This window comes from Hydrogenibacillus schlegelii (assembly GCF_001653195.1).
In the GTDB taxonomy this organism is placed as follows: Bacteria; Bacillota; Bacilli; order Thermicanales; family DSM-22653; genus Hydrogenibacillus; species Hydrogenibacillus schlegelii.
In genome coordinates, this window is sequence record NZ_JXBB01000009.1 from 1 (window position 1) to 26024 (window position 26024).

The window sequence follows — 26024 nt, forward strand, 5'->3', positions numbered from 1 at the left end:
TGAGCCATCCGGTATCCCTCCTGGTGAAGTGGTTTCTTCTCCGTCTCACATTCTACCAAAGAGGGCCGGATGGCTCATTTTATGTTACCTGGACCATCCGTTTTTACACATGATACCGGACACGACTAGCCCCGCAAAGGATTTATGTTCGCGAAGAAGTATTAAAAAGATTGAATTTGGCCGCCGACTTCCTTCCGGAAGGATATGGCCTCATGGTATACGACGGCTGGCGCAGTTTTGAGTTTCAGCATGAGCTTTACGAATTTTATAAGAAAATTCTCGCGGCGCACCAAGATCTCCAGCGTCATGACGTCAATCTCGAGCAATGGCTGCAACGATTTGTTGCCCCGCCGATTCGCGATCCCGATGATCCTCCGCCGCATACCACCGGCGGAGCGGTGGACGTCACGCTCATCTTTGCCGGCGCCGAAGTGGAGATGGGAACCTCGTTCGATGATTTTACCGCAGAATCTGCCACCGACTGGTACGAACAAAAATCATCCCTGACCCCTCACGAACGACTGATCGCCGAACATCGGAAAATTTTACGTTCGGCGATGGAAAAAGCGGGGTTTGTCAACTATCCCCTCGAATGGTGGCACTTTGATTTCGGGAATCTTTCCTGGGCCAAACGCCTCGGCAGAGAACCGCTATACGGAGCCATCTGGAATGAAAAGGAGGCATTTGGGGATGTCAAGGAAAATTAAACCGTTTATTTTTGCGTTTTTGATGCTCGGCTCGTTCGCATGGCTTTCAGCATGCGGGCAAAACCAGACCAGCCAGACGCCGAATGCGAATCAAGCGAACGACCAGTCTCCGGGCAATCCGACCTTGCGGATTCCAGCAAACAAACTGATCGTCGCCATCAATGCCGAACAGGCGACGCTCGATCCAGGGGTAACGATGGACAACAGTGCCTGGAAAATCACATATCCGGCATACGAGCGCCTCGTCGCCTATGATGGGGCAACCACAGAAATCAAACCTTCCCTCGCCAAAACGTGGAGCGTCTCGGAAGACGGAAAAACGTGGACCTTTCAACTGGAAGAGGGGCATCGATTCAGCGACGGAACTCCGGTTGACGCGGAGGCGGTGAAGTTTTCCTTCGAGCGGACGCTGAAGCTCGGAAAAGGTCCGGCCGAGCTGTTCGGTGTCATCCAGCAAATCCAGGTTGTTGACCCTTACACCGTTCAGTTTACCCTGAAAAAAAACTTCCCTCCCTTTCTCTCTACCCTGGCGACCAACTATGCCAGCATTGTAAATCCGAAAGTCATGGAACATGAAAAAGACGGCGACTTGGCGCAAGGCTACCTCTCCGGCCACACCGCCGGAAGCGGTCCTTACATGCTGAGCGAATGGCGCAAGGGAGAGTACTACAAACTCGAAAAAAACCCCCACCATCCCAATCGCGACCAGATCGCGTTCGATACGGTCCTCTTTAAGATCGTTCCCGATGCCGCCGCCCAACGTTTACAACTCGAAAAAGGCGAAATCGACATCGCCGAAGGCATCCCCATCGAGCAGATCGACAACCTTGACGCTTCGCAGGTCACGGTGGTCCGCGAACCGAGCCTTTTGGTCGATTACGTCTATATCAACACGAGCCGCGGAAATCCGGCATTGAAAGATGTTCGGGTGCGCCAAGCCTTGAGCTACGCCGTCGACTATCCGTCGATCATCGACGTCGTTCAACAAGGGAACGCCACCCAGATGCGGGGTCCCATCCCCAAAGGGCTCTGGGGTCATGATCCTTCGGCCATGCAATACACGTACGACCCCGAAAAAGCCAGGCAGCTGCTGCAAGAAGCCGGCGTGCACGGTTTGAAATTGACGCTCTTGTACTCCGACAACAAACCGTGGTGGGAGACCGAAGCGATCACCCTCCAAGCGTTGTTCCAGGCCGTCGGCGTCGAGGTCGAACTCAAGAAAGTGGCCTATGCGACCATGCGTGAAATGCTTGATCGCGGTGAATTCGATTTGAGCCTCGGCGTCTGGAGCCCGGATTTCGGCGATCCGTACATGTTCATGAATTACTGGTTTGACTCAAACAATTTCGGTCTCGCTGGAAACCGGGCCTTCTATAAGAACGATCGAGTGAACGAACTGATCCGAAAAGCCGCCACGATCAACGATCAAGCCGAGCGAGAACGGCTGTATCGGGAAGCCCAGAAGATCGTCATCGAAGAAGCTCCATATATTTACCTCTACCAGAAAGATTTCGTTCTTCCGATGCGGAAAGAAATCCAAGGATTTGTTTACAACCCGATGCTCGAAGGAATTTATAACCTGGAATCTATGAAAAAGCCGAATTAAAGGTGCCTCGCCGTGGAGGTTTGGCGATGAAAGTGTTGGTCTCCCGCCTTTTCTTTCTCGTCTTCGTCGTGTTGGGGGTCACCTTTGTCACCTTCATCATCTCCCATTTGATTCCAGGCGACCCCGCCCAAATGATCGCCGGGCAGCGAGCCTCACCCGAAGTCTATGCAAAAATTCGCGCTCAGTTGGGCCTGGATCGCCCGATCTGGGCCCAGTACCTTCTTTTTTTGCAGGGATTACTGCAGGGAGATCTTGGAACCTCGATTCGAACGCAGCAACCGGTGCTCGACGACCTGCGCCACTACTTTCCGGCCACTTTGGAGCTGGTGCTGTTTGCCTTTCTTTTGGCGCTCTTCGTCGGGATTCCGCTGGGGGTCTATGCGGCCGCTCGCAAAGACACGGTGATCGATGCCCTGATCCGCTTGCTGGCCGTCTCCGGAATCTCGATCCCTGTTTTCTGGTACGGCTTGGTCCTTATCCTTATTTTTTACGGCAAATTAGACTTGCTTCCTTCCGGAGGAAGAATCGATCCGTCGATTTCACCGCCGGCGACGATCACGGGATTGTACGTGATCGATAGCCTCCTGGAAGGAAATTGGGCAGCCTTCAAAAGTTCGCTGGCACACCTTGTTTTGCCGGGGATTACCCTTGCCTTTGCGCAGTTGGCCTTGATCGTAAAGCAGACCCGGGCGGCCATGATCGAAGTATTGCGGCAAGATTATATCCGTACCGCAAGGTCCCTCGGCATCCCGAGCCGAAAAATTTACTTTCGGTATGCCCTCAAAAATGCCCTCATCCCCACGACGACGGTCGTCGGCTTGGCGATCGGGGCTTTGCTCGCAGGAGCGGTGGTCACCGAGACCATCTTCAGTTGGCCGGGAATGGGAAAATATGTCGTGGAAGCGATCGGATATCTGGATTTTCCGGCCATCATGGGCTTCACGCTCATCGTGTCCGTCGGCTACGTGATCCTCAACTTTCTTGTCGATTGGATCTATACCCTGTTGGATCCTCAGATTCGCCTCTAAGTCGGGAGAAACCACCTCCAAACAGGAGGAGAAGCGATGGAGGCAACGCACGAACGGGCTTTTTCTTTTCTTGTCGATCGGGTGTGGCAGCATCGACTGATCCGATGGGGTCTCGTCCTATTGTCGCTCATGGGGATCGGGTTTCTCATCGTTCCCCTCCTTTCTCCCCATCCGCCCGATCAAATCTCCCCCAAAGAACGATTTTCGCCGCCTTCGTCGGAACACTGGTTTGGCACCGATGAGGTTGGGCGGGACCTCTTTGTCCGGGTATTTGCGGGAGGACGCCTTTCTTTGACCGCCGGCGCTTCGGTCGTCCTTTTGAGCGGCGGAATCGGGCTGTTCTTTGGCGTATTGATCGGCTACTTTGGCGGTTGGTTGGACCGCGTGATGATGCGCGTGGTGGACATCATGCTGGCCTTTCCGCCGCTTATTTTGGCCCTCGCCCTTTCGGCGGCCCTCGGGCCCGGATTGTTCAACGCTGTTTTGGCCATCGTCATCATCAAAATTCCCGTTTACCTTCGTCTCGCGCGCGCCGAAGTTCTGCGCTTACGAGAAAGTCTCTTCGTGCTGGCGGCCGTGACGTTTGGCAACCCGCCCTTTCGCATCATTTTCCGCCACGTTCTGCCCAATGCGGTGACGCCGATTTTCGTTCAAATGACCGTTGACATTGGAGAAGCCATCCTCCTGATCTCCACGCTCGGATTTCTCGGTCTTGGCGCCAAGCCGCCCAGCCCGGAGTGGGGAGCGATGATCAGTCAAGGCTGGAAACATCTAATGGATCACTGGTGAATTCCGACGTTTCCCGGTTTGTTTTTGTTCTTGTCGGTGACAGCGTTGAACTTGATCGGAGATGGGCTGCAAGATATCCTGGACCCCAAAGCACGGACCGATCCATGAAGGAGCGTCTGTCCCTTGCTCGATCGAGTCAAACTCCGTGAAATCCGGTTGCAAAAGAAAATGACCTTGAGGCAGGTGGCCGAGCGGTCCGGCCTTAGCCCAAGCCTCATCTCAAAGATTGAACGGGGCGAAGTCGACCCGACGGTGACCACGTTCTGGAAGCTCTGCAATGCCCTGGAAGTTCCGGCAACGCTTCTCTTGGTCGACCCTATGACGCGACAGCAGCACATTGTCCGGGCCCAGGAAAGACGATCTTTCGTGTTCAAGGAAAAAAGATCGGAATATATTCCCATTCACGCCTCGTTCGATGAAAGGGTCGAAATCATCGAAGTGCGTATGGAGCCGGGGGAGTCGATCGACCGCGAGTTGATCACCCACGAGGGTGAAGAAATAGGATATGTTTTGCAAGGAGAATTGAGCGTCGTCTTTCCGGATCGAGAAGAACGCCTGTATCCCGGCGACAGCATCCGGTTCATCAGCTCGACTCCGCATCGGTACGCGAACCCCGGAACTGACGTCAGTATATCGCTTTGGGTGATGATCAAACGCAAAATGCCCTAAGGAACATCTGAGGAGGAGCGATGGTGATCACGAGGAACGGCCAACCCCGCCGCGTCGTCGTCGTCGGCGCCGGCATGGTCGGGCTTTCGACCGCCTGGTTTCTCCTGGAGCGGGGCGTCGACGTCACGGTCCTCGAAAGCCGGCATGTCGCCGCCGGAGCTTCATGGGGCAATGCCGGCTGGCTGACGCCGGGCCTTACGGCCCCGCTTCCGCATCCGTCGGTGTTACGGTTCGGGCTTCGGGCCCTCTTTCGTCCGGACTCGCCCCTTTACGTGCCGATCCGGCCGAGCTTAAGCCTGTTTCGCTTTTTGCTCGGCTTTGCCCGCCACAGCACCCATGCCCGCTGGGCGGCGGGGGTCCGGGCTTTCGCCCCGATGATCCGCCGGGCCTACGCGGCTTACGGCGCGCTGGCCGAAAGCATCAGCGAACCGGTGGTCGACGCCGAGCCGTTTTTGGCCGGGTTCCGGACGACGGAGGAAGCCCAAGAGCTCATCGATGAACTCGAATCCCTCCGGAAAGAAGGAATCGAAGTCGAGTATGAACGCCTCACCGGTGAAGATGCCCGACGCCTGGAGCCCGCCCTGTCGAGCCGGGTCCGCGCCGCCGTGCGCCTGGATGGGCAGCGGTTCATCCACCCGGGCCGTTACCTAGACGCCCTGGCCCGCTCGGTCCGTGATCGGGGAGGAGACATTCGGGAAGGCACGGCGGCTCGCGAAGTGGTCGATGAAAACGCGCAGGCGACCGTGGTGCTCGAAAACGGCGAGCGCCTGACGGCAGACGCCGTCGTCATCGCCACCGGCGCCGATCTTTCCCGGTTGGCCAAACGATTCGGTGTCCGCACCTTCGTGCAAGCCGGACGGGGCTACAGTTTCAGCATCCCGATCAAACGTCTTCCTGCCGGACCCGTTTATTTTCCCGTCCAGCGGGTGGCCTGTACGCCGCTGGGGGACCGGCTTCGGGTCGCCGGAATGATGGAATTCCGTCGCCCCGAAGAACCGCTCGATCCGCGCCGGATCGACGCGATCATCCGGGCCGTCGCGCCGCTCCTGGAAGGAGCGGACTTTGCCGATCGCCGCGATGAATGGGTGGGATCGCGTCCTTGCACGGCGGACGGGTTGCCGCTCATCGGCCGCACGGCCTCGCCGCGCGTGTTCGTGGCAGGCGGACATTGCATGTGGGGCATTTTCCTCGGACCGGTGACCGGAAAGCTCGTGACCGAAGCGGTGACGACGGGGAACATCCCGGCGGAACTTCGACCGTTCGACCCGCTGCGTTAGCGGGCGGGCATCGGGGCGCCCGCCGCATCCGCCCGATCGCCCAAGGCGGACCGAACCGATCCACGGAGGAGGGGGACGATGGAGCCGCTTCTTTCGGTGCGCAACTTGACCACGATGTTTACGAGCGGTCGCCGGGCGGCCCGGGCCGTCGACGGCGTCGATCTCGACATCTTCTCCGGGGAGACGCTCGCCCTCGTCGGCGAGTCGGGGAGCGGCAAAAGCGTCACGTCCCTTTCGATTCTTCGCCTCATCCCGGACCCGCCGGGGAAAATCGTCGCAGGCGAAATCCGGTTTGAAGGGCGCGACCTCCTTTCGCTCAGCGAGCGCGAGATGAACCGCATCCGCGGACGCCGCATCGCCATGATCTTCCAGGAACCGATGACGGCCTTAAACCCCGTTTTTACCATCGGCGAGCAGCTGGTCGAGGCCGTCCGCGTGCACCGGAGCATGAGGCGTTCCGAAGCCGAGCGGCTGGCGGCGACGTGGCTCGAACGGGTCGGCATCGGCCGGCCGGAGGCGATGCTTCGCGCCTATCCGCACCAGCTTTCCGGCGGCCAGCGCCAGCGCGTGATGATCGCCATGGCGATGATCAACGAACCGGCCCTCCTCATCGCCGACGAGCCGACGACGGCCCTCGACGTGACCATTCAGGCCCAGATCCTCGACCTCATGCGCGAGCTCAAACGCCGAACGAACACGGCGCTCCTTCTCATCACGCACGACCTCGGCGTCGTCGCCGAGATGGCCGATCGGGTGGCCGTCATGTACGCCGGCCAGATCGTGGAAGAAGCGCCGGCAGAACGCCTCTTCGACGATCCCCGGCACCCCTACACCCGAGGGCTCATCCGCTCCATGCCGCGCCTCGACGACGACCGGCCCCGCCTCGAGCCGATCCCCGGCACCGTTCCGCCGGCGCACGCCTTTCCCCCCGGCTGCCGGTTTGCTCCCCGCTGCCCCTTCCGGACCGAAGCGTGCGCGGCGATGCCGGCGCTTCGACCGTTCGGCCGGCCGGAGGACGGCCACCGGGTCCGCTGCCACCTCGCCGAGACGCTGCCCGTCGAACCGGCGGCGGCCGCCTCAAACGGATGAACCGGCCCGGTGCGACCGCCGCTTCGGCATCGGCGGCGCTTTCCCAAGATGCTTCGAAACGACGCGTTCCCACATGCCTCGAAAGCGCGTTCCCCAAATCCCTCGATGGAGAAAAGGAGGAAGCCGGCCATGCCTCATCCCCTGCCGGCGGCCGTCGTCGCGGAGAAAAATGCCGCTTCACCGCTCCTTGAAGTCGAAAACGTAAAAAAATATTTCCCGATCCGAGGCGGCCTCTTCCGCCGCCCCGCCGGCGCCATCCGGGCCGTCGACGGCGTGAGCTTCACCTTGCGCGCCGGAGAGACGTTCGGCCTCGTCGGCGAATCCGGTTCCGGCAAATCGACGCTCGGCCGTCTGATCGTCCGCCTGCACGATCCGACGGACGGCACCATCCGCTTCCGCGGGGCCGACATCGGTCGTCTGAAGCCGGCCCAGTTCCGGCCGTACCGGAAGCACATCCAGATGATCTTTCAGGACCCCTACGCCTCCCTCAATCCCCGGATGACCGTCGGCGCCCTCATCGAAGAGCCGCTGATGCTGCACACCGACCTCGGAAAAAAGGAGCGGCGGGACGAAGTCCGCCGCCTGCTTGCGATCGTCGGCCTTCCGCCGGATGCCGCGAACCGCTATCCGCATGAATTTTCCGGCGGCCAGCGGCAGCGGATCGGCATCGCCCGGGCCATCTCGATCCGCCCGAGCCTCGTCATCGCCGACGAGCCGGTCTCCGCCCTCGACGTGTCGATCCAGGCGCAGATCATCAATCTGATGATGGATCTGCAGGAAGCGTTCGGGCTGACGTACCTCTTTATCGCCCACGATCTCAGCGTCGTCAAACACATCTCCGACCGCGTCGGCGTGCTTTATCTCGGCCATCTCGTCGAATTGGCCGACAAAAAAAGCCTGTTCACTGACCCGCTTCACCCGTACACCCAGGCGCTTCTCGCGGCGGTTCCGGTGCCGGACCCGAAGCGAAGGCGGGAGCGGATCCTCCTCAGCGGCGAGATTCCAAGCGCCGTCCGGCCGCCGTCCGGCTGCGTCTTTCACCCCCGCTGTCCGAAGGCGATGGACGTCTGCCGGAGCGTTCGGCCGCCCCTTCGGGAGGTCGGCCCCGGCCACGCGGTCGCCTGTCATTTATTGGACGTCCAAAGAGCCTCCAACACCGCCTGAAGCGGCGCCCGGGCGCAGCCGATCGCTTCATCCGCCGCGCCGTAAAACACCGTCACCGTGCCGTCCTCGTCGAGGACGGCGCCCGTGGGAAAGACGACGCCGCCGAAAAAGCCCCGGCGCTCGTAGGGGGCCTCCGGTTCCAGAAGCGGCGCCGCCGTCCGGGCGAGGACTTCCCACGGCCGGTCCCGGTGCAAAAGCACCGCCCCCATGGCGTAGCGGTTGCGGCGATCGGCGCCATGGTAGAAGAGGAGCCAGCCTTTCTCCGTCTCGATCGGCGGCGCGCCGGCGCCGACCCGCGCCTCGTCCCACGCTCCCGGCCGAACGCCAAAGACCGGCCGGTGCTCACCCCAGTGCCGGAGATCCGGCGAGACGGCGGACCAGACGTCCGGCGTCCCGATGCCGGCCGGCACCGGCCGGTGCAGGAGGACGTAGCGGCCGCCCAAGCGGCGGGGGAAGAGGACGGCGTTTTTGTTCTCCGGCGGGAGCGCCGCGCCGAGCCGCTCGAACGTCCGCCCGTCCCGGGAGGCCGCCAGCATGACGACGATGCCCCGGGCCGACACCGCCGCATACGAGAGCACGAGCCGGCCCTCGACGGCGACGAGGCGGGGGTCTTCCATTCCCCACGCCTCCGCCGGGTCCGACGGCCAGAGGATCGGCCGCGGGTCGACTTCCACCTGCCCGTCCGGCCGGAGGACGGCCCGCCGCAAGAACGAAAACGACGTAAGGGCGACGATCCGCCGGCCGTCCCGCTCGACGACGACTCGAGGGTCGGAAAAGTCGTACCGATCGTCGTCGAGCCGGAACATTCGGACCTGCCGGGCGCTTCCTCCACCGCCCTCCGGCGTCGGAGCGCTTCCCTCGTAGACCGGGACCCGAAGGAGCCCCGCCGAAGAACGCGGACGCTCGGCGCTGCGGAAGACGAGGAGGAAGCCCTCTTCCCACCGGACCGCCGCCGGATTGAAGACGCCGATCACCTCATCCCCCGGGACGACCGGCGGCACGTCGTCCGGCCGAAGAAGCGGCGCCGGACCGCACCGTTCGAACACCGCCCCCATTCCCTTCCGATCGCCTCCTTCCGACCGTTCAACCATTCAGCCCCCAGCGGTTCCCCGGCCGGCGCCGTCCTTCAGACGGACCGCAAACACGTCTTCCAGCACCCGGGCGAGGCCGTCTTCGTCGTTCGGCGGGGCGATGACGTCGGCCGCCGCTTTGGCGAGGTCGCTGCCGTTCGCCATCGCGATGCCGAGCCCCGCTTCCCGGAGCATCTCGACGTCGTTCCACTCATCGCCGACGGCGACGATTTCATCCGGCGAAATGCCAAACCGCCGGGCCAGAACGTGCATCGCCGTCGCTTTCGTCACGCCGGCCTTGAGCCCCTCGAGCCACGTCCACGTCGTCCGGATGAAGCGGACATGCGCTCCGAGAAGCGCGCTCAAGTAAGCGTGCACCGCTTCTTTATCCGGCTCCTCGGGGCGGACGAGGATGTTCGTCACCGGCGCCCGTCGGACCCGTTCGGGTTCGAGGGGATGCGGTTCCAGGTTCCGGTAATCGGCAAACGTCGTCCGCACCTCGTCGTCGAACCGGGAGACAAAATACGCATCCGGCGCTTCAAACAGGAGATTCCGGATCCGTCGCTCCCGACCGAGCACCGCCATCGCCAGATCCAGCGCCTCGGCGTCGATGGCTTCGACGTGCCAGAGCGGTCCCGTAAGACCGGAAAAAATCGCCGCGCCGTTTAAGGCGATGACCGGCCCCCGGAACGGAACGTCCTGAAACAACGTCCGGACGGAGTAAATCGCCCGCCCGGTGGCGATGACGACCCGGACGCCGGATGCCTCCAGCCGGGTGAGGATCGAACGCGTCCGGGGCGTGATCGTCTTTTCCGTCGTGAGGGCGGTGCCGTCGAGGTCGACGAGCACCATGCGAAAATCCCTCGCCACGTTCACCCTCCCTACCGGCGCCGGTCTCGCCCGCCGGTCCGGCCGCTCGGACATCGTCCGGCTTCGGCGTTTCCGGCGGAGAGACCGGAGTTTTCGCATTGACAGGAGTTTTACCGCCGGCACCGGAATGATACAATGAAAGCATCGCTGATGCGAAGAGGGGGCCTGACGGGGGATGTTCTGGATCTTCCTTGTCATTATAGCATCGGTCGCGGCGGGGATCATCGGGTTTTATCTGGGCGTCTACTTTATGAAGCGGCAGCTTCTTCTCGCCCACCACCATCAGGACCGGGACGTCCGTCGCTACGCCCGCGGCAAAAGCTCCCCCTGGCCTCCGACGGAACTCAGGCGGGCTCGGGAAGCGATCCGCCGCCGGCACCGGCCGTCGTAAGACGGCCCGCCGGCCGCTTTCCGTCGCGCTTATCCCGGGAATTTCCTCGATCCGGGCGTCCGGCCGGGGCTCGGACGGTCCCGGGGCGTGTCGAACGCCCTTGTCCCGAGCGGGCCTGCGAGCGGAGCGGATTAAAAGACCGCGTCAACGGTCACCCCGAAGGCCGCGGCGGACTTTCCGGTCCGGTCGATCCGCCCGGCGGGTCGCTATTGCCTGAGGACCGGAGCAGATACTCGTATTTTTTCACCCCCGGCACTTCGTAGAGGCCGCTGGCCACGAGGCCCAGAACGATCCCCTGCAGAAGGACATTGACCCCATTATCCGCCCGGATGTCCGGATACTGAAGCGCCAGCGAAAGCAAGATGCCGTAGCCGATCGCATAAAGCGGGGCATAGGCCCGCGGAAGATAGCGCTTGGTCAGGGTGACCAGGGCCATGATCACCGGCACCCATTCGAGGGCCACCTGGTTGACCGTCATCGCCGCCCCTCCTTCCTTCGCCGGCCGGCGCCGGAACCCTTCACCGAGGCCGGCTTTTACCGGCATTCATTTCATCTATATGCGAAAGGACGGAACGGCGATGAAGGAAGACCGCCCCTGCCGGCCCCTGGCGGTGGTCGGCGCCGGGGCGGCGGGGCTTTCCGCCGCCCTCTGGGCCGCCCGCCTCGGCTGGATGCCGGCCGTGTTTGAAGCCGCCGATCGGCCGGGCGGCCAGCTTCAGGCGGTCCATCAACCGGTCATCGACTACCTGGGGCTTCCGGTCCGCGACGGGCCGGAACTCATCCGCCATTTCCTGGCCCATCTGCGGCAGGCCGGCGTCTCGATCGCCCTCGGCGTCCCGATCGCCGGCATCCTCCCCCGGACGGAACCCCGACCGCACTTTCTCCTCGTGCCGGGAAGAAAAACCGGCCCCCCCGATGCCGGAGCCCCGGCGTCGACCGACCGGAAAAACGGAGGCGCCTCCGTGCTCTGCGCCCGGGCCGTCATCCTCGCCACCGGCACCCGCCCCCGGCGTCTCGGCGTCCCCGGAGAAGCGCTCATCGCCGAAAGCGCCTGGAGTTCCACCAGTCGGAACGCCGAGCGCTTTCGCGGCCGGGCCGTGGTCATCGTCGGCGGAGGCGACCGGGCGGTCGAGGGGGCGCTGAACGTCGCGCCCCACGCCGCGGTTGTCACGCTCCTCGTCCGGGGGGCCGCGCTCAAGGCGCGCAGCGCCCTGCGGCAAAAACTCCCGTCCCACCGAAACATCCGCATCTTCTACCGGACCGTCATCCGGCGGATCGAAGCCTCAGGCGGCTCCGGCCCGCGCTATCGCCTCCTGCTCGCCGCTTCGGACGCCCCCCCCTCCGAAGCGGGCGCCGGGAGGACGGTGGAAAGCCTTCCGCCGGTCCTGATCGCCGACGACGTCCTCCTTCGCATCGGCATGGAGCCCGTCCTCCCGCCGATCTGGACGGAGGCCTCCGAGCCCGGCCGAGCGCAGGCCGAGGACGTTTTTTGGGCGGCCGACGAAGCGATGCCGGAGAAGACCGTGCCGGAAGGCATCTGGATCGCCGGCGACGCGGCGCTTCCGGCCAGCGAGCGGAGCGTCGCCGCCGCCGTCGGCAGCGGCATGCAAGCGGCGAAGCGGGCCGTCCTCTGGCTGGAAGCGCAGGAGATTCTCTCCGAAGCGGACGCCCCCGAGGCCGGCGGTTGACGCGAACCGAAGGAGAACCAAAGGAGTCGAAACGCGATGCACGAAGTCTTTCGCGATCGATTGGGCCGGACGGTCCGCCTGACCTTCGATCCGGCCGATTTTCTCCCGGCCGGCCACGTTCTCGTCGTGCCGTTTTACCGGGGCCGGATCGTCTTTACCCGCCACCGGGAGCGGGGGATCGAACTTCCCGGCGGCAAGGTGGAGCCCGGCGAGACGCCGCTTCAGGCCGCCGTCCGGGAAGCGTACGAAGAAACCGGGGCCCGCCTCCGATCGATCGCCCTCATTGGCCAGTACGTCGTCGACGATCCGGACGGCGGCCGCCTCGTCAAGTCGATCTACCGGGCCGACGTCGAAGCCCTGGAACCTCGGCCATTTACGACCGACACCGAAGGGCCGGTGCTCTTCGACGTCCTTCCGGTCGAAGTGCGGGACGATCCCCGGTTTTCCCCCTACATGCAGGACGACGTCTATCCCCGCCTGCTGGAAGTCCTCGGGCTCCTCGGCGAACGGCGGCAGGCGTAGAGGTCCCGGCCGAGCCCTCGAACCCGGAGGCGCCTGGCCGCCGGTCCGGTCGACGCGGCTTGAGCGGGACGTCGGCCGAACGGATCGTGCCTGCGTTCTCTCGCGTCGCGCTTTGAGCTTAAAGAGCTTTGCGCTTAAAGATTATGGAAAGGGCGATGGCGATGGCCGCCTTTCCGAGAGATTTTCTCTGGGGTGTGGCGACGTCGGCCTATCAAATCGAAGGAGCGGCGGCCGAAGACGGCCGGGGGCCGTCCATCTGGGACGCATTCGTCCGCCGACCCGGCGCCGTCGCCGGCGGCGACACCGGCGACGTCGCCTGCGACCACTATCACCGGTGGGAAGAAGACGTCCGCTGGATGGAGATCCTCGGCGTGAACGCCTATCGATTTTCCGTCGCCTGGCCGCGCCTTTTTCCCGAGGGACGCGGCCCCCTCAACGAGCGGGGCCTCGCCTTCTACGCCCGGCTGATCGAACGCCTCCTTCAGGCCGGGATCACCCCGGTCGTCACCCTTTATCACTGGGACCTCCCCCTCGCCCTGCAGGAGGCGGGGGGATGGGCGAATCGCGACACCGCCCACCGGTTCGCCGAATACGCAGCGGCCGTCGTCCGGCGCCTCGGCGACGCCGTTCGCTGGTGGATCACCTTAAACGAACCGTGGGTCGTCACCGTGATGGGCCACCTCACCGGCGAACACGCGCCGGGCCTGAAGGATGTTCGGCTTGCCTTTCGGGTCGCCCATCACCTGAACCTCGCCCATTTCGAAGCCGACCAGGCCATCCGGGCCGAAACCCGAAACGCCCGGGTGGGCCTGACCAACCTGATGACCAAAGTCACCCCGAGCCAAAACGCCGACCTCGACGTCGCCCTCGCGACCGCCTTCGAGCGGCTGCAAAACGGCTGGTTTCTCGATCCGTTTTATTTCGGCCGCTACCCGGAGGAGCCGGTGACGCTCCTTTCCCTCCTTCCCGCCGCCCTTTGGCCCCCCGAGGCCGGCGATCCGAAGGCGGCGCTGGAGGCGATGCAGGCCGAAGCGACCCGGTGGGTGCGGCCCCCGGACTTCATTGGCGTCAACTACTACTTCCCGACCCGGATCGCCTTTCGGGCGGGCGGCCCGCGGGGCGGCCTCGACTTCCTCGACTTCGTCGAACCGCCGGGCGTCGAGCGGACGGCGATGGGCTGGGAAGTGGCTCCGGACGGCCTGATCGCGGTCCTCCGGGACCTCAAGGAGCGCTACCGGCCAGAAAGGATCGTCATCACCGAAAACGGCGCCGCCTACGACGATGCGCCCCAGCCCGATGGCCGCATCGACGATCCCGCCCGCATCCGCTACCTCGAAGCCCACGTCGACGCCGTCCGGCAGGCCATCGAGGGCGGCGTCCCGGTGTCCGGCTACTTTTACTGGTCGCTCCTCGACAACTTCGAATGGGCCCACGGCTACACGAAGCGCTTCGGCCTCCTCTACGTCGACTACGGCACCCAGCGGCGGACGCCGAAGGCGAGCTTCTACGCGTACCGGGACCTGATCGCCGCCCGCCGCGGCCCATAAACCGTGCCCGGCTCCGGCCGGGCCGGTTTCGTGCCGCCGGAAGGCCGCCGACCATCGACGCAAGCGCCGCAGCGGCGGCAAAAAGCACCGCGCCAGCGGTGCAAACGTCGACGGCCGAAAGCCGCTGCGGCCGCCGGAAGACCGGCGGCCATCGGCGAGAGGCGCCGCGCCCCCGACGTTAGACGCCCGAAAAAAGTTCGAAGCAAATCGCGCCGTGAGCGCCGGAGGCCGGCTACGAGCGCCGGAGCGCGGCCACCCGCCGGCGAAAGGCGCCGCGCGCCCGAGCGAGCGCCTCCAGCCAGAGCGGTTCCCGGAAGAGGGACAGGAGCCCGGCGTACAAAAGCCCCCCGCCGGCGATGACGGCCGTGAGGACGAGCGCCCGCCAGACGGCCGAGCCTTCGCCGAGGAGCGGGCTCCCGGCGATCGGCCAGAGCGCCGCTCCCATCCCGGCGGAGGCCAGGGCCGAGCGAGCGAGGGACTTCCGCACGGCCGGCAGACCGACGCCGCCGATCCGCCGCCGAAGCGAGACATACTGCATGAGGCTGGCGACCGTGAGCGCGATCGACGTCGCCAGGGCGAGGCCGAGGTGCTGCATCGGCCCGACGAGGAGGAGATTCAAGGCGATGTTGAGGACGATGGCGATGACGCCGTTTAGCATCGGCGTCCGGGTGTCCTGCAGCGCGTAAAACGCCTTCGTCCAGAGCTCCCGCGTCCCAAGGCCGATGAGGCCGAGGCTGAAAAAGAAAAAGGCGCCGGCCGTAAGCTCCGTCGCCCGGGCGTCAAAAGCGCCGCGCTCGAAGAGGACGGCGATGATCGGCCGGGCGAGGAGGAGGCTTCCGACGGTGATCGGAACGAGGATGAGCATGAGGGCGGCAAAGGACCGGGCGACGCTTTCCCGGAGCGCCCCAAGGTCGCCGTCGGCCGCCTGACGGGAAAAGCGCGGATAAAGCACCGAAAGGACCGAGAGGACGACGATGCCGTAGGCGAGCTGGACGACCTTGTTGCTGTAGTTCAAAGCCGAGATGCTGCCCTCGCTCAGGCCGGAGGCGAGCATCCGGTCGACGACGATGTTGAGCTGCGCCGCCACCGTCCCGATCATCACCGGGCCGATAAGGCCGACGACCTGTCGGATCCCCGGCTCCTTGAGATCGAAGACGACGCGGTAGCGGTACCCTTCCCGGACCATCGACGGCAGGAGAAAGACGACCTGCACCGCCACCGCCAGAAGCGTCACCCACGTAAACCCGGCGATGCCGAGGGACCGGCCGAAGATGAGGAGGTAGCCGACGACGACGACGTTAAACGGGATGCCGACCGCCGCCGGGGCAAGAAAGCGGCCCCGGCTCTGAAGGTACGCGGTGAAGATCGCATTGAGCGTCAAAAAAACGATCATCCAAAGCAAAATGCGGCTCAGATCGGCGGTGAGCGCCGCCGCCTCCGGCCCGAAACCGGGAGCGAACAGCCGGACAAGCCCCGGCGCAAAGACGAAGGCGACGGCGCTCGTCACGAGCGAAACGAGCCCGATGACCGTCGTCGCATTATGCATAAACCGCTCCCGCTCGGCGCCTTCCAGCCGCTGGTAGACCGGGATGAACGTCGTCCCGATCGCCGCCGCCATCGCCGCAAACAGGACGCCCGGGATCGAGTAGGCGATAAAATACGCGTCCGACTCGACGCTCGCCCCGAAATAAGCGGCGATGGCCGTCTCCCGGACAAAGCCGAGGAGGCGGCTTAAGAGCGTGATGGCCATGATGGCCGCCGTCGTAAAGACCACACCGCGCTGCATAACCGGCTCCTTTCTTCCGCCCGGCGATGCGCTTCCTCCGGACGGCGCCTCGGAGAAGCCTCTGTGACTCTTTTCCCCCGCCGGTGCGGCTTCTCCTTGAAGCCCCACCCGGACGCGCGTTTCGGCCTCTCAGACTACTTTTCCACCGTCGCCGGTGCGGCGCCGGCGCGGCGAAAGAAGGTGGTCGTATACAGCCCCAGCGCGGCCCAGATGAGGGCAAAGCTCGCGAGGTGGGCCGGCGTAAACGGTTCATGATACAAAAACACGCCGAACAAAAGCTTCATCGTCGGCGTCACGTACTGGATGAGGCCGACCGTCGAGAGCGCCGCCCGCCGCACCGCCTCGGCAAACCAGAGGAGCGGGAGCGCCGTCACCACTCCGGCGCCGAGCAAAAGGAGCCACACCTCGGCGGTGTACCCGAGCGCCGGCCAGCCCCGGGCGCTTTCGATCCAGGCGAGGGTGAGGGCCGCCGGAAGCACCAGCATCCCCGTCTCCGCCGCCAGACCGGTCAGGGCGTCGAGATGGAGCGTTTTTTTCACCAGTCCGTAAAAGCCGAACGAAAACGCGAGAGCCAGCGAGATCCAGGGCAGCCCCCGCACCTCCAGCGCAAAGAGCACGACCCCCGCCGCCGCCAACCCCACCGCCGCCCACTGCCGCCGCCCGAGCCGCTCGCCGAGGACGAGGACGCCGAGGGCGACACTCACCAGCGGATTGATGTAATAGCCGAGGCTCGCCTCGATGAGGTGATCGCCGGTGACCGCCCAGACGTACACCCCCCAGTTGACGGCGATCAGCACGGCGGCGAGAAAAAGCGGCCGCCGCCGGCGGGGGTCGGCAAACACCGCGCCGAGCTCGCCGAGGCGCCGGCGGACGCCGAGCCAGCCGGCGACGAAGACGAACGACCAGAGAAACCGATGGGCGAGCAGTTCCAGCGCCGGGATGCCGGCCAGGTGTTTCCAGTAGAGGGGAAGAAGCCCCCAGAGCAAAAACGCCGCCAGCGCATAGCCCATTCCAGCCGACCCCTTTCCTCGCTCCATTTTACCGCCGTTTCTTTCGAGGCTCAAATGATCGGCTTGGATTGCGGAAATTTCGATGTTGCATCGCGTTTGCTTCTTTATTCATCAAATTTTTACGGTTTCTTAACGTCGCCTTTACCTTCCGCGTGACAAAAAACGGTAAACTCGAGGTACCCGTCCGATCGTGTCGAAGCGCGTCGCCGGCGGCGACGGTGGGGGGACCGGTCGACGCCGGCACAGCTCCGTTCTCCGAACCGCCGCCCGGCTGCGCTTCCGGCCTCGGGAGAGCGGCGGCCCCACCAAGACGGCATCGAAGCTCCGGGACGGTCCCGAAGGCGGCCCTCGGGCGAGGCGCTCCCGGACGGCGAAGGAATCGAGGCAAAGGAGGAGGCCTCATGTCGGAACGCCGAACCTTTGGCCCTTCGACCGAACGGTGGCCGGCCCGCTTTGCCGACCTCCTCGAGCGGGGCGCCAACGCGATGCTCTTTTTCGATATACAGAATTTTACTGAAATAGAAATGCGGTACGGCGAGGAAGCCGCCCGGCGCGTTCTCGACGCCCTCGACCGGGCCGTCGCCGAGCTGGTCACCCTCGAACCGGACGTGCTTGCCGCCGGCCGGGCCTTCGGCGACGACTATCTCGTCTTCTTGCGGCTGGACGCCGCGGCGCCGGAGCACATCCCGCCGCTGGCTTATGCCCGAGGCGGGAGAATGTTAAAACGCCTCGTCGCGGCCGCCGAAGCGGCCCTCCCGTCCCTCGTCGACCGGTTCGCCTTTCATCTGAGCGCCGTCACCCTCCCGGAACGAAGCGAGGAAGCGGAGCGGCAGTTTTACCGGGCGATCAAGCTCGCCCTGAAGCTCGCCAAGCGCCGTCCGGCGCCGGAAGACCTCGCCGAGCGGGAGGCGCTCCTTCGCCTCCTGTCCCGGCGGGAGCTTTCCGTCGTCTACCAGCCGATTTTTTCCCTCGCCGACGGTTCCGTGGTCGGCTACGAGGCCCTCACCCGCGGGCCGGAGGGAAGCCCGCTGCACTCGCCGCTTAAACTCTTCACCCGGGCGGAAGAAGAGGGCCTCCTCTATCTCCTGGAGAAACTGGCCCGGGAAACGGCCATCGCCGGCGCCGGCTTTCTCCGGCCGGGCGAAAAGCTCTTTCTGAACGTCAGCCCCGCCGTCGTCCACGACCCCGCCTTTCACCCCGGCCACACGCGGCGGCTTCTCGAAGCGCGAGGGCTTTCCGTCTCGGATACCGTCTTCGAGGTGACCGAGCAGCAGGCGATCGACGATTTTCGCCGCTTCCGGGAGATCATCGACCACTACCGCCGCCAGGGCTTCCGCATCGCCGTCGACGACGCCGGCGCCGGGTACGCCTCCTTTCAGACGATCCTCGCCCTCCGGCCGGAGTTCATCAAGGTCGATCGCTCGCTCATCGCCGGGCTCGACGCCGACCCGGTCAAGCAGAGCCTCCTCGAAAGTTTCGTCTTCTTCGCCACCAAGGTCGGAAGCCGCATCATCGCCGAAGGGGTCGAGACCGCCGGCGAGCTCGTCCAGCTCATCCGCCTCGGCGTATACGCCGCCCAGGGCTTTTACCTCGCCCGCCCCACGCGCCGGCCGCCGGACACCCCACCGAAAGACGCCGTCGAAGCCATCCTCCGCCACCGGCGCATCCTCGCCCTCCAGCGGCGGCAGGAAGACGCCGTCGAGCTCATCACCGCCCCGGCGCACACCTTCGACCGCCGGACGATCACCGCCCTCGTCCGGCAGTACCTCGAAGAAACGAAAGACGGCGGCGTCGTCATCACCGACGGCGGCCGGATCGTTGGCCTCGTCATGCGGGAGAAGCTCCTGCAGGTGCTCGCCACCCAGTACGGCGCCTCCCTCTACAGCCGCCGGCCGATCGGTCTGGTCACCGATTTCGACCCGCTGGTCGTCGACCCGAAGACCCCGATCGACGTCGTCGCCCGGCTGGCGATGGCCCGGCCGGCGGACAAGGCGTACGACTACATCATCGTCGCCGACGAAGGCCGCCTCATCGGCGTCGTCTCCATCGAAGCGATCTTGAATTACCTGGCCAACGTCAAGATGGAAGCCGTCCGGCTGGCGAACCCCCTCACCGGCCTTCCGGGGAACCACGCCATCGACCTGGCCGTGCGGGAAAAGATCGAAAAAAACCTCCCCTTCGCCCTCCTGTACGTCGACCTCGATCGTTTTAAACAGTATAACGACCGATACGGCTACCAGCGGGGCGATCAGGTCATCCGCTTCCTCGCCGACGTGCTCAAGGACGCCGCCGCCCGGCGGCCGGAGGCGGACGTCTTTGTCGGCCACATCGGCGGCGACGACTTCGTCCTCGTCGCCCCGCCGGACGCCGCCGAGCCCCTCGCCTTCGACATCGTCGCGGCGTTCGACCGGGGCATCGGCTTCTACTGCCAGGAGGCGCCGGCGCCGATGGCCTCCGGCCGGGACGGCGGCACGACACGTCACCGGAGCGACGCGGCATCACCGATCGATCCGCCGGAGCGCGAAGCGCCGGAAGGCCTCGACCGGACGCCCATCCCGCCCGAAATTCCGGCGGCGTCCGCGCCGCCCGAGGTGCCGTCTGACGCACCGTCCGACGGGCTTCCCCGGTCGGAGGCCGCTTCCGCCTCCTTGGCGGAGCGCGTCAGCGTCTCCGTCGCCGTCGTCATCGTCCGCGATCCCCGGGGCCTTTCGACCGAGACGCTCGCCGAACGGGCCGCCGCCCTGAAGCGGGAAGTCAAGCGCCGGCCGGGGAGCGCCTCCCTCATCGCGCCGTTTTAGGCGCCGGTCGAACGCCGTTTACGCCACATCCCGGGTCAAACGCCAGAGGGCAAGCCCGAGCGCCAAAGCGCCGGTTGCGCCGAGGTAGCCGAGGGCGAACGCCGGCGTAAGCCCCTCGATCGGCGGCCTGAGCCCCGCAAGGTACGGCCCGAGATCGAGGTTCGTGCTGGCCACCCACTTGGCCCCCCGCCAGCCGCTCGCGTAATTGGCCAGCACGCTCCCCGCGAGCAGAAAGGCGAAGCCCGCCCCCATCCCCGCCGCCGTCGAGCGGGCGACGCTGGACGCGAAAAACGTCCAGAGCGCCACGACCGTGCTCGCGTACCAGCCGAGGCCGAACAGCATGAGCAGATACTGCCACATCGGGATGAGCCGAACGCCGCCGAGATCGAGCGTCTCGCCGCTTACGCGAAAGCCGACGAGCTGAGGCACCTGAAAGCCGCCGAAGCCGAACACCGGCCCCGAAACGAGCGTCCCCAGCACGGCGATCCAGAAAAAAATCATCCCGACCGAAAGCCAAAGCGCCGCCACTTTGGCCAGTGCGAGCCGGAGCCGCCCGACCGGCTGCGAAAGAAGGAGCCGGAGCGTCCCCGCCGACCGCTCGCCGGAGATGATGTCGCTCCCGACGATCAAGGCAAAGAGCGGCACGAAAAGCGGCATCCCCGCCTCCATGAAGCTCCGAAGAAACCCCGCCGCCCCCGGCGCGTTCGGGTCGACGCCGGCGGCGAGATACGCCCGGAGCTGTTCGTTGCGGACGAGGAGCCACCGGCGCCACTCCTCCGGCAGGCGGGAGGCGGCGAGGCGGTTTTCGTTGTCGGCGATGAGCTGCGCCGTCCAGAGCCGCCAGTCGTCCGTCCCCATTCGCGCCCGAACGGTCTCGAGCTGCTTGTGCTGGGCGTAGACAAAAAGCGGGATGAGCACCGCGAGGAGGCCCACCACCACCGCCATCCGGCGGCGGAAAAGAAGTTTTTCCACTTCGTTATAGACGAGCCAGAACCACGCCGTCATCGCTCCGCCCGTCCCCTCGGATACGCTTGCCCGTCCGCCTCCGTCCAGGCGAAAAACAACTCCTGAAGCGGCGGCACATCCGGCGCCGCCGCCCGGACCTCGACGCCGGCGCCGGCGAGGCGGGCGATGAGCGCCGGCGCCTTCGTTTCGTCCGCGAGCCACACCCAGACCGTCCCCGGCGGTGCGTCCGGCACCGGCTCCAGGCGCACCACCTCCGGCGCCGCCCGAAGGAGCGCCTCCCCCGCCTCCGGCGGCCGGAGAACCATCCGGTACCGCCGGCCGGCGGCCCGCCGGACATCGGCGACCGATCGCGACCAGAGGAGCCGGCCGCCGGCCATGAGCCCGATCCGATCCGCCACCGCCTCCACCTCGGCGAGGAGGTGGCTGGAAAAAAGCACCGCCTGTCCTTCCGCCGCCAGCTCCCGGATGAACATCCGAAAATCCCGCATCCCCGGCGGGTCGAGGCCGTTCATCGGCTCGTCCAACACGACGACCGCCGGCCGGCCGACGAGGGCGAGGGCGAGGGCCAGCCGCTGCCGCATGCCGAGGGAATACGTCGCCACCCGGGCCGAAAGATGCGGCGCGATGCCGGTCCGCTCGGCGAGGGCATAAAGCGCCGCCGGATCGAACACCCCCCGCATCCGCCCCACGTGTTTCAAATGATCCCACCCGGTCAGGTAAGGATAGACCGCCGGCGCCTCGATCAGCCCGCCGACCGCCCGAAGCGCCGAGGGCCGGCCGGGCCAGAGCTTCCGCCCGGCAAGCCACACCTCGCCGGCGGCCGGCCGGATCAGGCCGAGGACGGCCCGGAGCGTCGTCGTCTTCCCGGCGCCGTTCGGCCCGAGAAGGGCGAACACCTCCCCCGGCCGGACGGCAAACGTCACGTCCTCGACGAGCACCCGGCCGCCGGCGCGCACCGTGAGCCCCCGCACCGCGAGCGCCGGCGCCTCCGCCCTGCCGAACCCCGCTCCGCCGGTCGCCGCTCCCTCGGGCGCCGCTTCGTCCGATGCTTTTTCGCCGCTCACGGCCACCCCTCCCGGCCGTCGTTTTCCGTGCCCGACCATCCCACCATCATGAATCTTCATCGGTTCTCGCCGCGGTTCTCGCCGCAGACGCTCCGAGGCCCTCAACCCGGTTTTGGCGCGGCCCCGGCCATCGACACCGCCTTTTTCCCCGCTCCCGACCTCGCCTCGCCCGGGCCTCCCCTTACCGCCGGAGCGCCGCCCACACCTCCGCCAGCCGCCCGGCAAGGAGCGCATGGCCGACCGCGCTCGGGTGAAAATGATCCCCCGCGAGAAACGCCGCCCCCGCCGCCTGCCGGAGGTCGTTCGTCGGCACGACGATCACCCCCGGCGCGCTCCGGGCCGCCGCGTGGATCGCCGCGTTCCACCGGTCGAGGGCCGCCTCCGCCGCCCCGGAAAGCCCCGGCACATCGGAAAACGGATCGTACAGCCCGAGCCAGAGAATCGGCGCCTTCGGGTTGTCCTGCCGGAAGGCGCGCAAAACCGTTTCCATCGTCGCCTGAAAGGCGGAGATCGCTTCCGGATCGGCGTACGCCGCCGGCCGCTTCAATACATCGACGCTCGGAAACGCATCGTTTCCGCCGATCGAAAGGACGATCCCGTCCGCCGCCCGGACCGCCGTCCGAAATTCGGGGAGCGCGAGGCGGCGCCCAAGATCGGCGCTTGTGTCGCCGGCCACCGCCAGATTCACCATCACCGGCGGCCGCCGGCCCGGATCGGCCGCCGCCAGCCTTTCCCCGAACCGCCGGAAGACGCCGCCGCCTTCGCCGTCGCCGATCCCCCGCAGGATCGAATCGCCGAGGCCGACGAGGCGAAGCGGTCCGGCCTCCGGCCCCCGGGAAGGTCCCGCCTCGTCGGTCACCGTCCCCGGCCGAGCGGGCGACGCCGGGCCTGTCCGGCCCGGTCCGAGGAGCTCCATGGCCGCCGCGACGAACCCGACGAGCCAGACGGCGCTCACGAGCGCCGCCAGCGCCATCCACCCGATCACCCATCTTCGTCCCATGCTCTCATTATAGCCTTTTCCCCGACCGTGGCCCCGCCCTTCCCTTCAGCGAATCCCCGGTTCCCCTTCGGCGTCGGTTCTTCCGGAGCCTCCGCCGGCTCCCCCAGCGCTTTTCCGAGCGCCTGCCGAATCGCGGCGTACGCCGCCGGATCGGTCCCGGCCGCCGTCCGGCAGGCGGCGAGGATCGCGGACGGAATTCCGTCTTCCGGCGCCCATCGATCCCGGTAACGGCGGATCGCCCGCACGAGCGGCCCCACGCGCCCCATCCGGACACCGAACGCCGCGAAGCGCCCCCACGCCGGCAAAAACCGCGGGTTTTCCCGGACGGCCCGAAGGTAGTGCCGGAGCGCGCACGACGGCCGACCGAGCGCCTCCCACGCCTGACCGGCCAGCACATCGCTCACAAACGTCCCGCTTCCGACCATCCGCCCGGCCGACCACCCGCCGACCGATTCCGCCGACCGATGCGCCGCTTCGGCCTCGCGGGCGGCCCGAACCGCCCGAAGCGCCGCCGCCGGCCGGCCGGCGGAAAGCAATAGCTCCGCCGCAAGCGCCCAAAGCTCCGGCGATCCCGGATAGCGGGCCAGCACTTCGCCTGTGAGCCGGAGCGCCTCCTCCAGCCGTCCCGCCTGCCGCAGCGAAAACAAAAGCTTCATCGCCAGATCCGGCCCATACCCGGCCGCGGGCGGCGCCATCCGGAACGCGCGCTCGAGCGCGGCCGCGGCTCGGACGACGTCTCCCCGCTGAAACCACTCCGTGCCGAGGGCATACCAGAGGCGCGGATCGTCCCCCGCGTCGGCGATCGCCCGGAGCACGAGGGCGAGGTTCCGCTCGTTTTTCCGCTTCGCCGCCACCGCCGGCTCGAGGTAGCCGAAGTGCTCCAGCACCACCGGCGCCCGGACGATGCGAGCGCCGGGGAGGGCGGTGATCGACGGCGTGACGTCTTCGTGGATGCGGCCCCGATAGCGGATCCGCGGGTCCCGGCGAAACAACCGGAGCACCGCATCCGTCGCCAGCATCGCCCCCGGCCGGGCCCCCAGGTGGTGCCGGATCTCGACCACCCCGCCGAAGACGTCCGGGCGCTCGAGCATCGCCTCCAGCGCCGGGCGGTCGACCGACACCACCCCCTCGTCGGCGTCGAGGACGAACACCCACGTTCCCCGAACCGCCTCGAGCACCGCATTGCGGGCGGCGGCAAAATCATCCTGCCACGGCACGGCGATGACCCGCGCCCCGTGCGCCCGGGCCACCGCCGGCGTCCCGTCCGTCGAACCCGTATCGCCGACGACGACTTCGTCGACGATCGGCGCCGCCGACCGGATCGCCCGCCCGATCGACGCCGCCTCATCCCGCGCGATCATCGCGAGCGAAATCGTCGGCCGCACCGCCCATCCCCCCTTCTTTCCGCACGCCCGCCGCCGGAACGCCCGGCCGCCCGCCGTCCCATGCAACCCGTCCGGACAAAGGGAGCCCGCCGGACCGATCCTCCCCGGACGGAGGCCCGCCGGCAACCGGCGAATCCTCGGCCCCATGCGCCCCCTCGATCCAAGGCGTCGCCCCGTCGAACAGCGAAAGCCGCGCCGCCAGCACCGTCCCCGTCCGCCAAGCCGGGTGCCGCACGCCGGCCAGCCACCGTTCCACCGCCCACAGCCGGCCGCCGGGCGGCCGACCGACCGGTGGCCGTGCGCCCTGCACCGCCGGCGAACCGAAGCGCCGAACATAGCGGACGTAGACGGCCGCCGCCCGGGGGGCTCCGGCGGCCCGGAGCGCCCCGGCCACCCGCTCCGCCGCCTGAGCGTCCCGCACCCGAAGCAGGCGGACGGCCGTCCGGACCGCCTCCCGCTCCCCACCGGCGACGACCGCCAGGCGAATGAGAAGCCCGAGCGCCCGCCCGTCCCCCGGCGCCTGCCGGAGCGCCTCCCCCGCCCAGCGCCGGGCGCCAGCGAGGTCCCCCAGCGCCGCCCGAAGGCGGGCAAGCGCCGCCGCCGTCCGGGCGCCGCCGACGCCCGCCTCGGTGGGCACCCCCGGCGGCGCCGGTCCGAGGGCATACGCCGTCGCATAGGCCGCCTCCGCCGCCCAGAGTCGCCCGACCGCCGCCTCGATCTCGCCCCAAAGATGCCAGAGGTCCGGATGATGCGGGTACCGCCGGCACCCCGCTTCGAGCACCGCCCGGGCCCCGTCCGGATCGCCGGCCAGCCGCCGGGCCAGCGCCTCGTATTTGTACACGAGCGGCGCAAAGCTCACCGCCGGCGCCATCGTTTCCCGAGCGCGAACAAACGCCTGCGCCGCCTCCGCGGCCGCTCCCCGCCGAAGCGCCTCGACGCCGAGGTTGTACCAGAGAAACGGATCGTCCGGCGCCGCCAGGAGCGCCTGGCGGAGGAGCCGCTCATTGCGCTCGATTTTTCCCCTGAGCCGCACGACGTCCCGGAGATATCCGTCGTGATGCACCCGGATGTCGCTCACGAATAACGCCGCATCGGGCTTCCGCCGGAAAATCGCCGCCGCGATCTGTTCATGCACCCGGCCGGAAAACCGGTGCTCCGGCCGGTTGCGGAAAAGTCGGAGCGCCGGATGCACCGCCACCCCCTCCCGGCCGTCGCCAAGCCGGTTCCAGATCTGGACGAACCCCCCCTCATAGGCGGCCAGCGCCGGCGACCAAAGAAGCGCCTTCAGCCGCCCGCGATCGGCCGGCTCCAGCCATTCGTCCGCATCGAGGACGAACACCCAGTCTCCCCGCGCGAACTCGAGCCCGGCATTCCTTGCGGCGGAAAAGTCGTCCTGCCACGGCACGGCGACGACCCGCGCCCCGTGCGCCCGGGCGATCTCCGGCGTCCCGTCCGTCGAGCCGGTGTCGACGACGATCATCTCGTCGACGACGTCCCGGACGCTTTGAAGCGCCCGCGAAAGCCGCCCGGCTTCATTGCGCACGATCATCGCCAGCGTAAGCCGCACCATCCCCGCCGCTCCTCCTTTCCATCGTTCT

At 66.5% G+C, this 26024-nt stretch carries 23 protein-coding genes; 13 read left to right on the top strand and 10 right to left on the bottom strand.

Annotated features, from left to right (window positions below; all coding sequences use genetic code 11):
• Nucleotides 1–140 precede the first annotated feature (140 nt).
• The 8 genes from SA87_RS03675 (at nt 141) to SA87_RS03710 (ending at nt 8329) form a co-directional block, all read left to right on the top strand.
• A complete protein-coding gene (locus SA87_RS03675; RefSeq protein WP_082718363.1) occupies nt 141–707 on the top strand; it encodes a M15 family metallopeptidase in 567 nt (188 codons plus the stop codon).
• Nucleotides 691–2313, top strand: coding sequence for an ABC transporter substrate-binding protein (locus SA87_RS03680; RefSeq protein ID WP_066199392.1), 1623 nt, complete (start codon nt 691–693; stop codon nt 2311–2313). The genes SA87_RS03675 and SA87_RS03680 overlap by 17 nt, the downstream gene beginning before the upstream one ends.
• Nucleotides 2314–2339: 26 nt before the next feature.
• The gene (locus SA87_RS03685) at nt 2340–3341 is read left to right on the top strand and encodes an ABC transporter permease (RefSeq protein WP_066199396.1); all 1002 of its coding nucleotides are present in this window, start codon (nt 2340–2342) and stop codon (nt 3339–3341) included.
• A 129-nt stretch (nt 3342–3470) separates the two neighbouring features.
• Nucleotides 3471–4130, top strand: coding sequence for an ABC transporter permease (locus SA87_RS03690; protein WP_245637638.1), 660 nt, complete (start codon nt 3471–3473; stop codon nt 4128–4130).
• Between the two features lie 123 nt (nt 4131–4253).
• Nucleotides 4254–4799 carry a helix-turn-helix domain-containing protein gene (locus tag SA87_RS03695; RefSeq protein ID WP_066441845.1) on the top strand — a complete coding sequence of 182 codons (546 nt, stop codon included), beginning with the start codon at nt 4254–4256 and terminating at the stop codon, nt 4797–4799.
• Between the two features lie 23 nt (nt 4800–4822).
• Entirely contained in the window at nt 4823–6076 is a 1254-nt protein-coding gene (locus SA87_RS03700; protein WP_211264147.1) for an NAD(P)/FAD-dependent oxidoreductase, read from the top strand.
• Between the two features lie 78 nt (nt 6077–6154).
• On the top strand, nt 6155–7165 hold the full coding sequence (locus SA87_RS03705; protein WP_066199402.1) for an ABC transporter ATP-binding protein: 1011 nt from the start codon (nt 6155–6157) through the stop codon (nt 7163–7165).
• 129 nt (nt 7166–7294) lie between these two features.
• On the top strand, nt 7295–8329 hold the full coding sequence (locus tag SA87_RS03710) for an ABC transporter ATP-binding protein (RefSeq protein WP_066199404.1): 1035 nt from the start codon (nt 7295–7297) through the stop codon (nt 8327–8329).
• Here the strand turns inward: SA87_RS03710 and SA87_RS03715 are convergent.
• Complete coding sequence (locus SA87_RS03715) at nt 8290–9384, bottom strand: glycoside hydrolase family 130 protein (RefSeq protein ID WP_066199493.1); 1095 nt, start codon at nt 9382–9384, stop codon at nt 8290–8292. The two genes, SA87_RS03710 and SA87_RS03715, sit on opposite strands and share 40 nt — an antisense overlap.
• 36 nt (nt 9385–9420) lie before the next feature.
• Complete coding sequence (locus SA87_RS03720) at nt 9421–10269, bottom strand: Cof-type HAD-IIB family hydrolase (protein WP_169793315.1); 849 nt, start codon at nt 10267–10269, stop codon at nt 9421–9423.
• A 175-nt stretch (nt 10270–10444) separates the two neighbouring features.
• Here SA87_RS03720 and SA87_RS03725 point away from each other — a divergent pair, with 175 nt between their 5' ends.
• Nucleotides 10445–10660: a hypothetical protein gene (locus SA87_RS03725; protein ID WP_066199409.1), complete on the top strand. Its 216-nt coding sequence runs from the start codon at nt 10445–10447 to the stop codon at nt 10658–10660.
• 151 nt (nt 10661–10811) lie between these two features.
• On the opposite strand, the gene SA87_RS03730 is transcribed toward SA87_RS03725, so the two are convergent.
• A complete protein-coding gene (locus SA87_RS03730) occupies nt 10812–11204 on the bottom strand; it encodes a hypothetical protein (RefSeq protein WP_066199411.1) in 393 nt (130 codons plus the stop codon).
• Nucleotides 11205–11217: 13 nt separating this feature from the next.
• Here SA87_RS03730 and SA87_RS03735 point away from each other — a divergent pair, with 13 nt between their 5' ends.
• The 3 genes from SA87_RS03735 to SA87_RS03745 all read left to right on the top strand — a co-directional run bounded on the left by SA87_RS03735 (nt 11218) and on the right by SA87_RS03745 (nt 14417).
• Complete coding sequence (locus tag SA87_RS03735; protein WP_169816897.1) at nt 11218–12348, top strand: NAD(P)/FAD-dependent oxidoreductase; 1131 nt, start codon at nt 11218–11220, stop codon at nt 12346–12348.
• A gap of 36 nt (nt 12349–12384) precedes the next feature.
• Complete coding sequence (locus SA87_RS03740; RefSeq protein ID WP_066199415.1) at nt 12385–12870, top strand: NUDIX domain-containing protein; 486 nt, start codon at nt 12385–12387, stop codon at nt 12868–12870.
• 143 nt (nt 12871–13013) lie between these two features.
• Complete coding sequence (locus SA87_RS03745; protein WP_066199417.1) at nt 13014–14417, top strand: GH1 family beta-glucosidase; 1404 nt, start codon at nt 13014–13016, stop codon at nt 14415–14417.
• Nucleotides 14418–14649: 232 nt separating this feature from the next.
• Here SA87_RS03745 and murJ read toward each other — a convergent pair whose 3' ends face one another.
• Both murJ and rarD read right to left on the bottom strand, forming a co-directional pair.
• Nucleotides 14650–16203, bottom strand: coding sequence for a murein biosynthesis integral membrane protein MurJ (gene murJ / locus SA87_RS03750; RefSeq protein WP_066199422.1), 1554 nt, complete (start codon nt 16201–16203; stop codon nt 14650–14652).
• Between the two features lie 134 nt (nt 16204–16337).
• Complete coding sequence (gene rarD / locus SA87_RS03755; RefSeq protein WP_245637639.1) at nt 16338–17213, bottom strand: EamA family transporter RarD; 876 nt, start codon at nt 17211–17213, stop codon at nt 16338–16340.
• Nucleotides 17214–17614: 401 nt separating this feature from the next.
• Between rarD and SA87_RS03760 the strand changes: the two genes are divergently transcribed.
• Nucleotides 17615–20011 (top strand): bifunctional diguanylate cyclase/phosphodiesterase, encoded by a 2397-nt coding sequence (locus SA87_RS03760; protein ID WP_066199426.1) that lies wholly within the window; start codon nt 17615–17617, stop codon nt 20009–20011.
• 18 nt (nt 20012–20029) lie between these two features.
• Here SA87_RS03760 and SA87_RS03765 read toward each other — a convergent pair whose 3' ends face one another.
• From SA87_RS03765 to SA87_RS13660, 5 genes are all read right to left on the bottom strand, one after another.
• The gene (locus SA87_RS03765) at nt 20030–21016 is read right to left on the bottom strand and encodes an ABC transporter permease (protein ID WP_066199431.1); all 987 of its coding nucleotides are present in this window, start codon (nt 21014–21016) and stop codon (nt 20030–20032) included.
• Nucleotides 21013–22041, bottom strand: coding sequence for an ABC transporter ATP-binding protein (locus SA87_RS03770; protein ID WP_169793314.1), 1029 nt, complete (start codon nt 22039–22041; stop codon nt 21013–21015). The genes SA87_RS03765 and SA87_RS03770 overlap by 4 nt, the downstream gene beginning before the upstream one ends.
• A 181-nt stretch (nt 22042–22222) precedes the next feature.
• Nucleotides 22223–23041 (bottom strand): GDSL-type esterase/lipase family protein, encoded by an 819-nt coding sequence (locus SA87_RS03775; RefSeq protein ID WP_082718358.1) that lies wholly within the window; start codon nt 23039–23041, stop codon nt 22223–22225.
• Nucleotides 23023–24426 (bottom strand): tetratricopeptide repeat-containing glycosyltransferase family 2 protein, encoded by a 1404-nt coding sequence (locus SA87_RS03780; protein WP_066199436.1) that lies wholly within the window; start codon nt 24424–24426, stop codon nt 23023–23025. The genes SA87_RS03775 and SA87_RS03780 overlap by 19 nt, the downstream gene beginning before the upstream one ends.
• The gene (locus SA87_RS13660) at nt 24386–25996 is read right to left on the bottom strand and encodes a glycosyltransferase family 2 protein (RefSeq protein ID WP_066199439.1); all 1611 of its coding nucleotides are present in this window, start codon (nt 25994–25996) and stop codon (nt 24386–24388) included. The genes SA87_RS03780 and SA87_RS13660 overlap by 41 nt, the downstream gene beginning before the upstream one ends.
• Between the last annotated feature and the right edge of the window lie 28 nt (nt 25997–26024).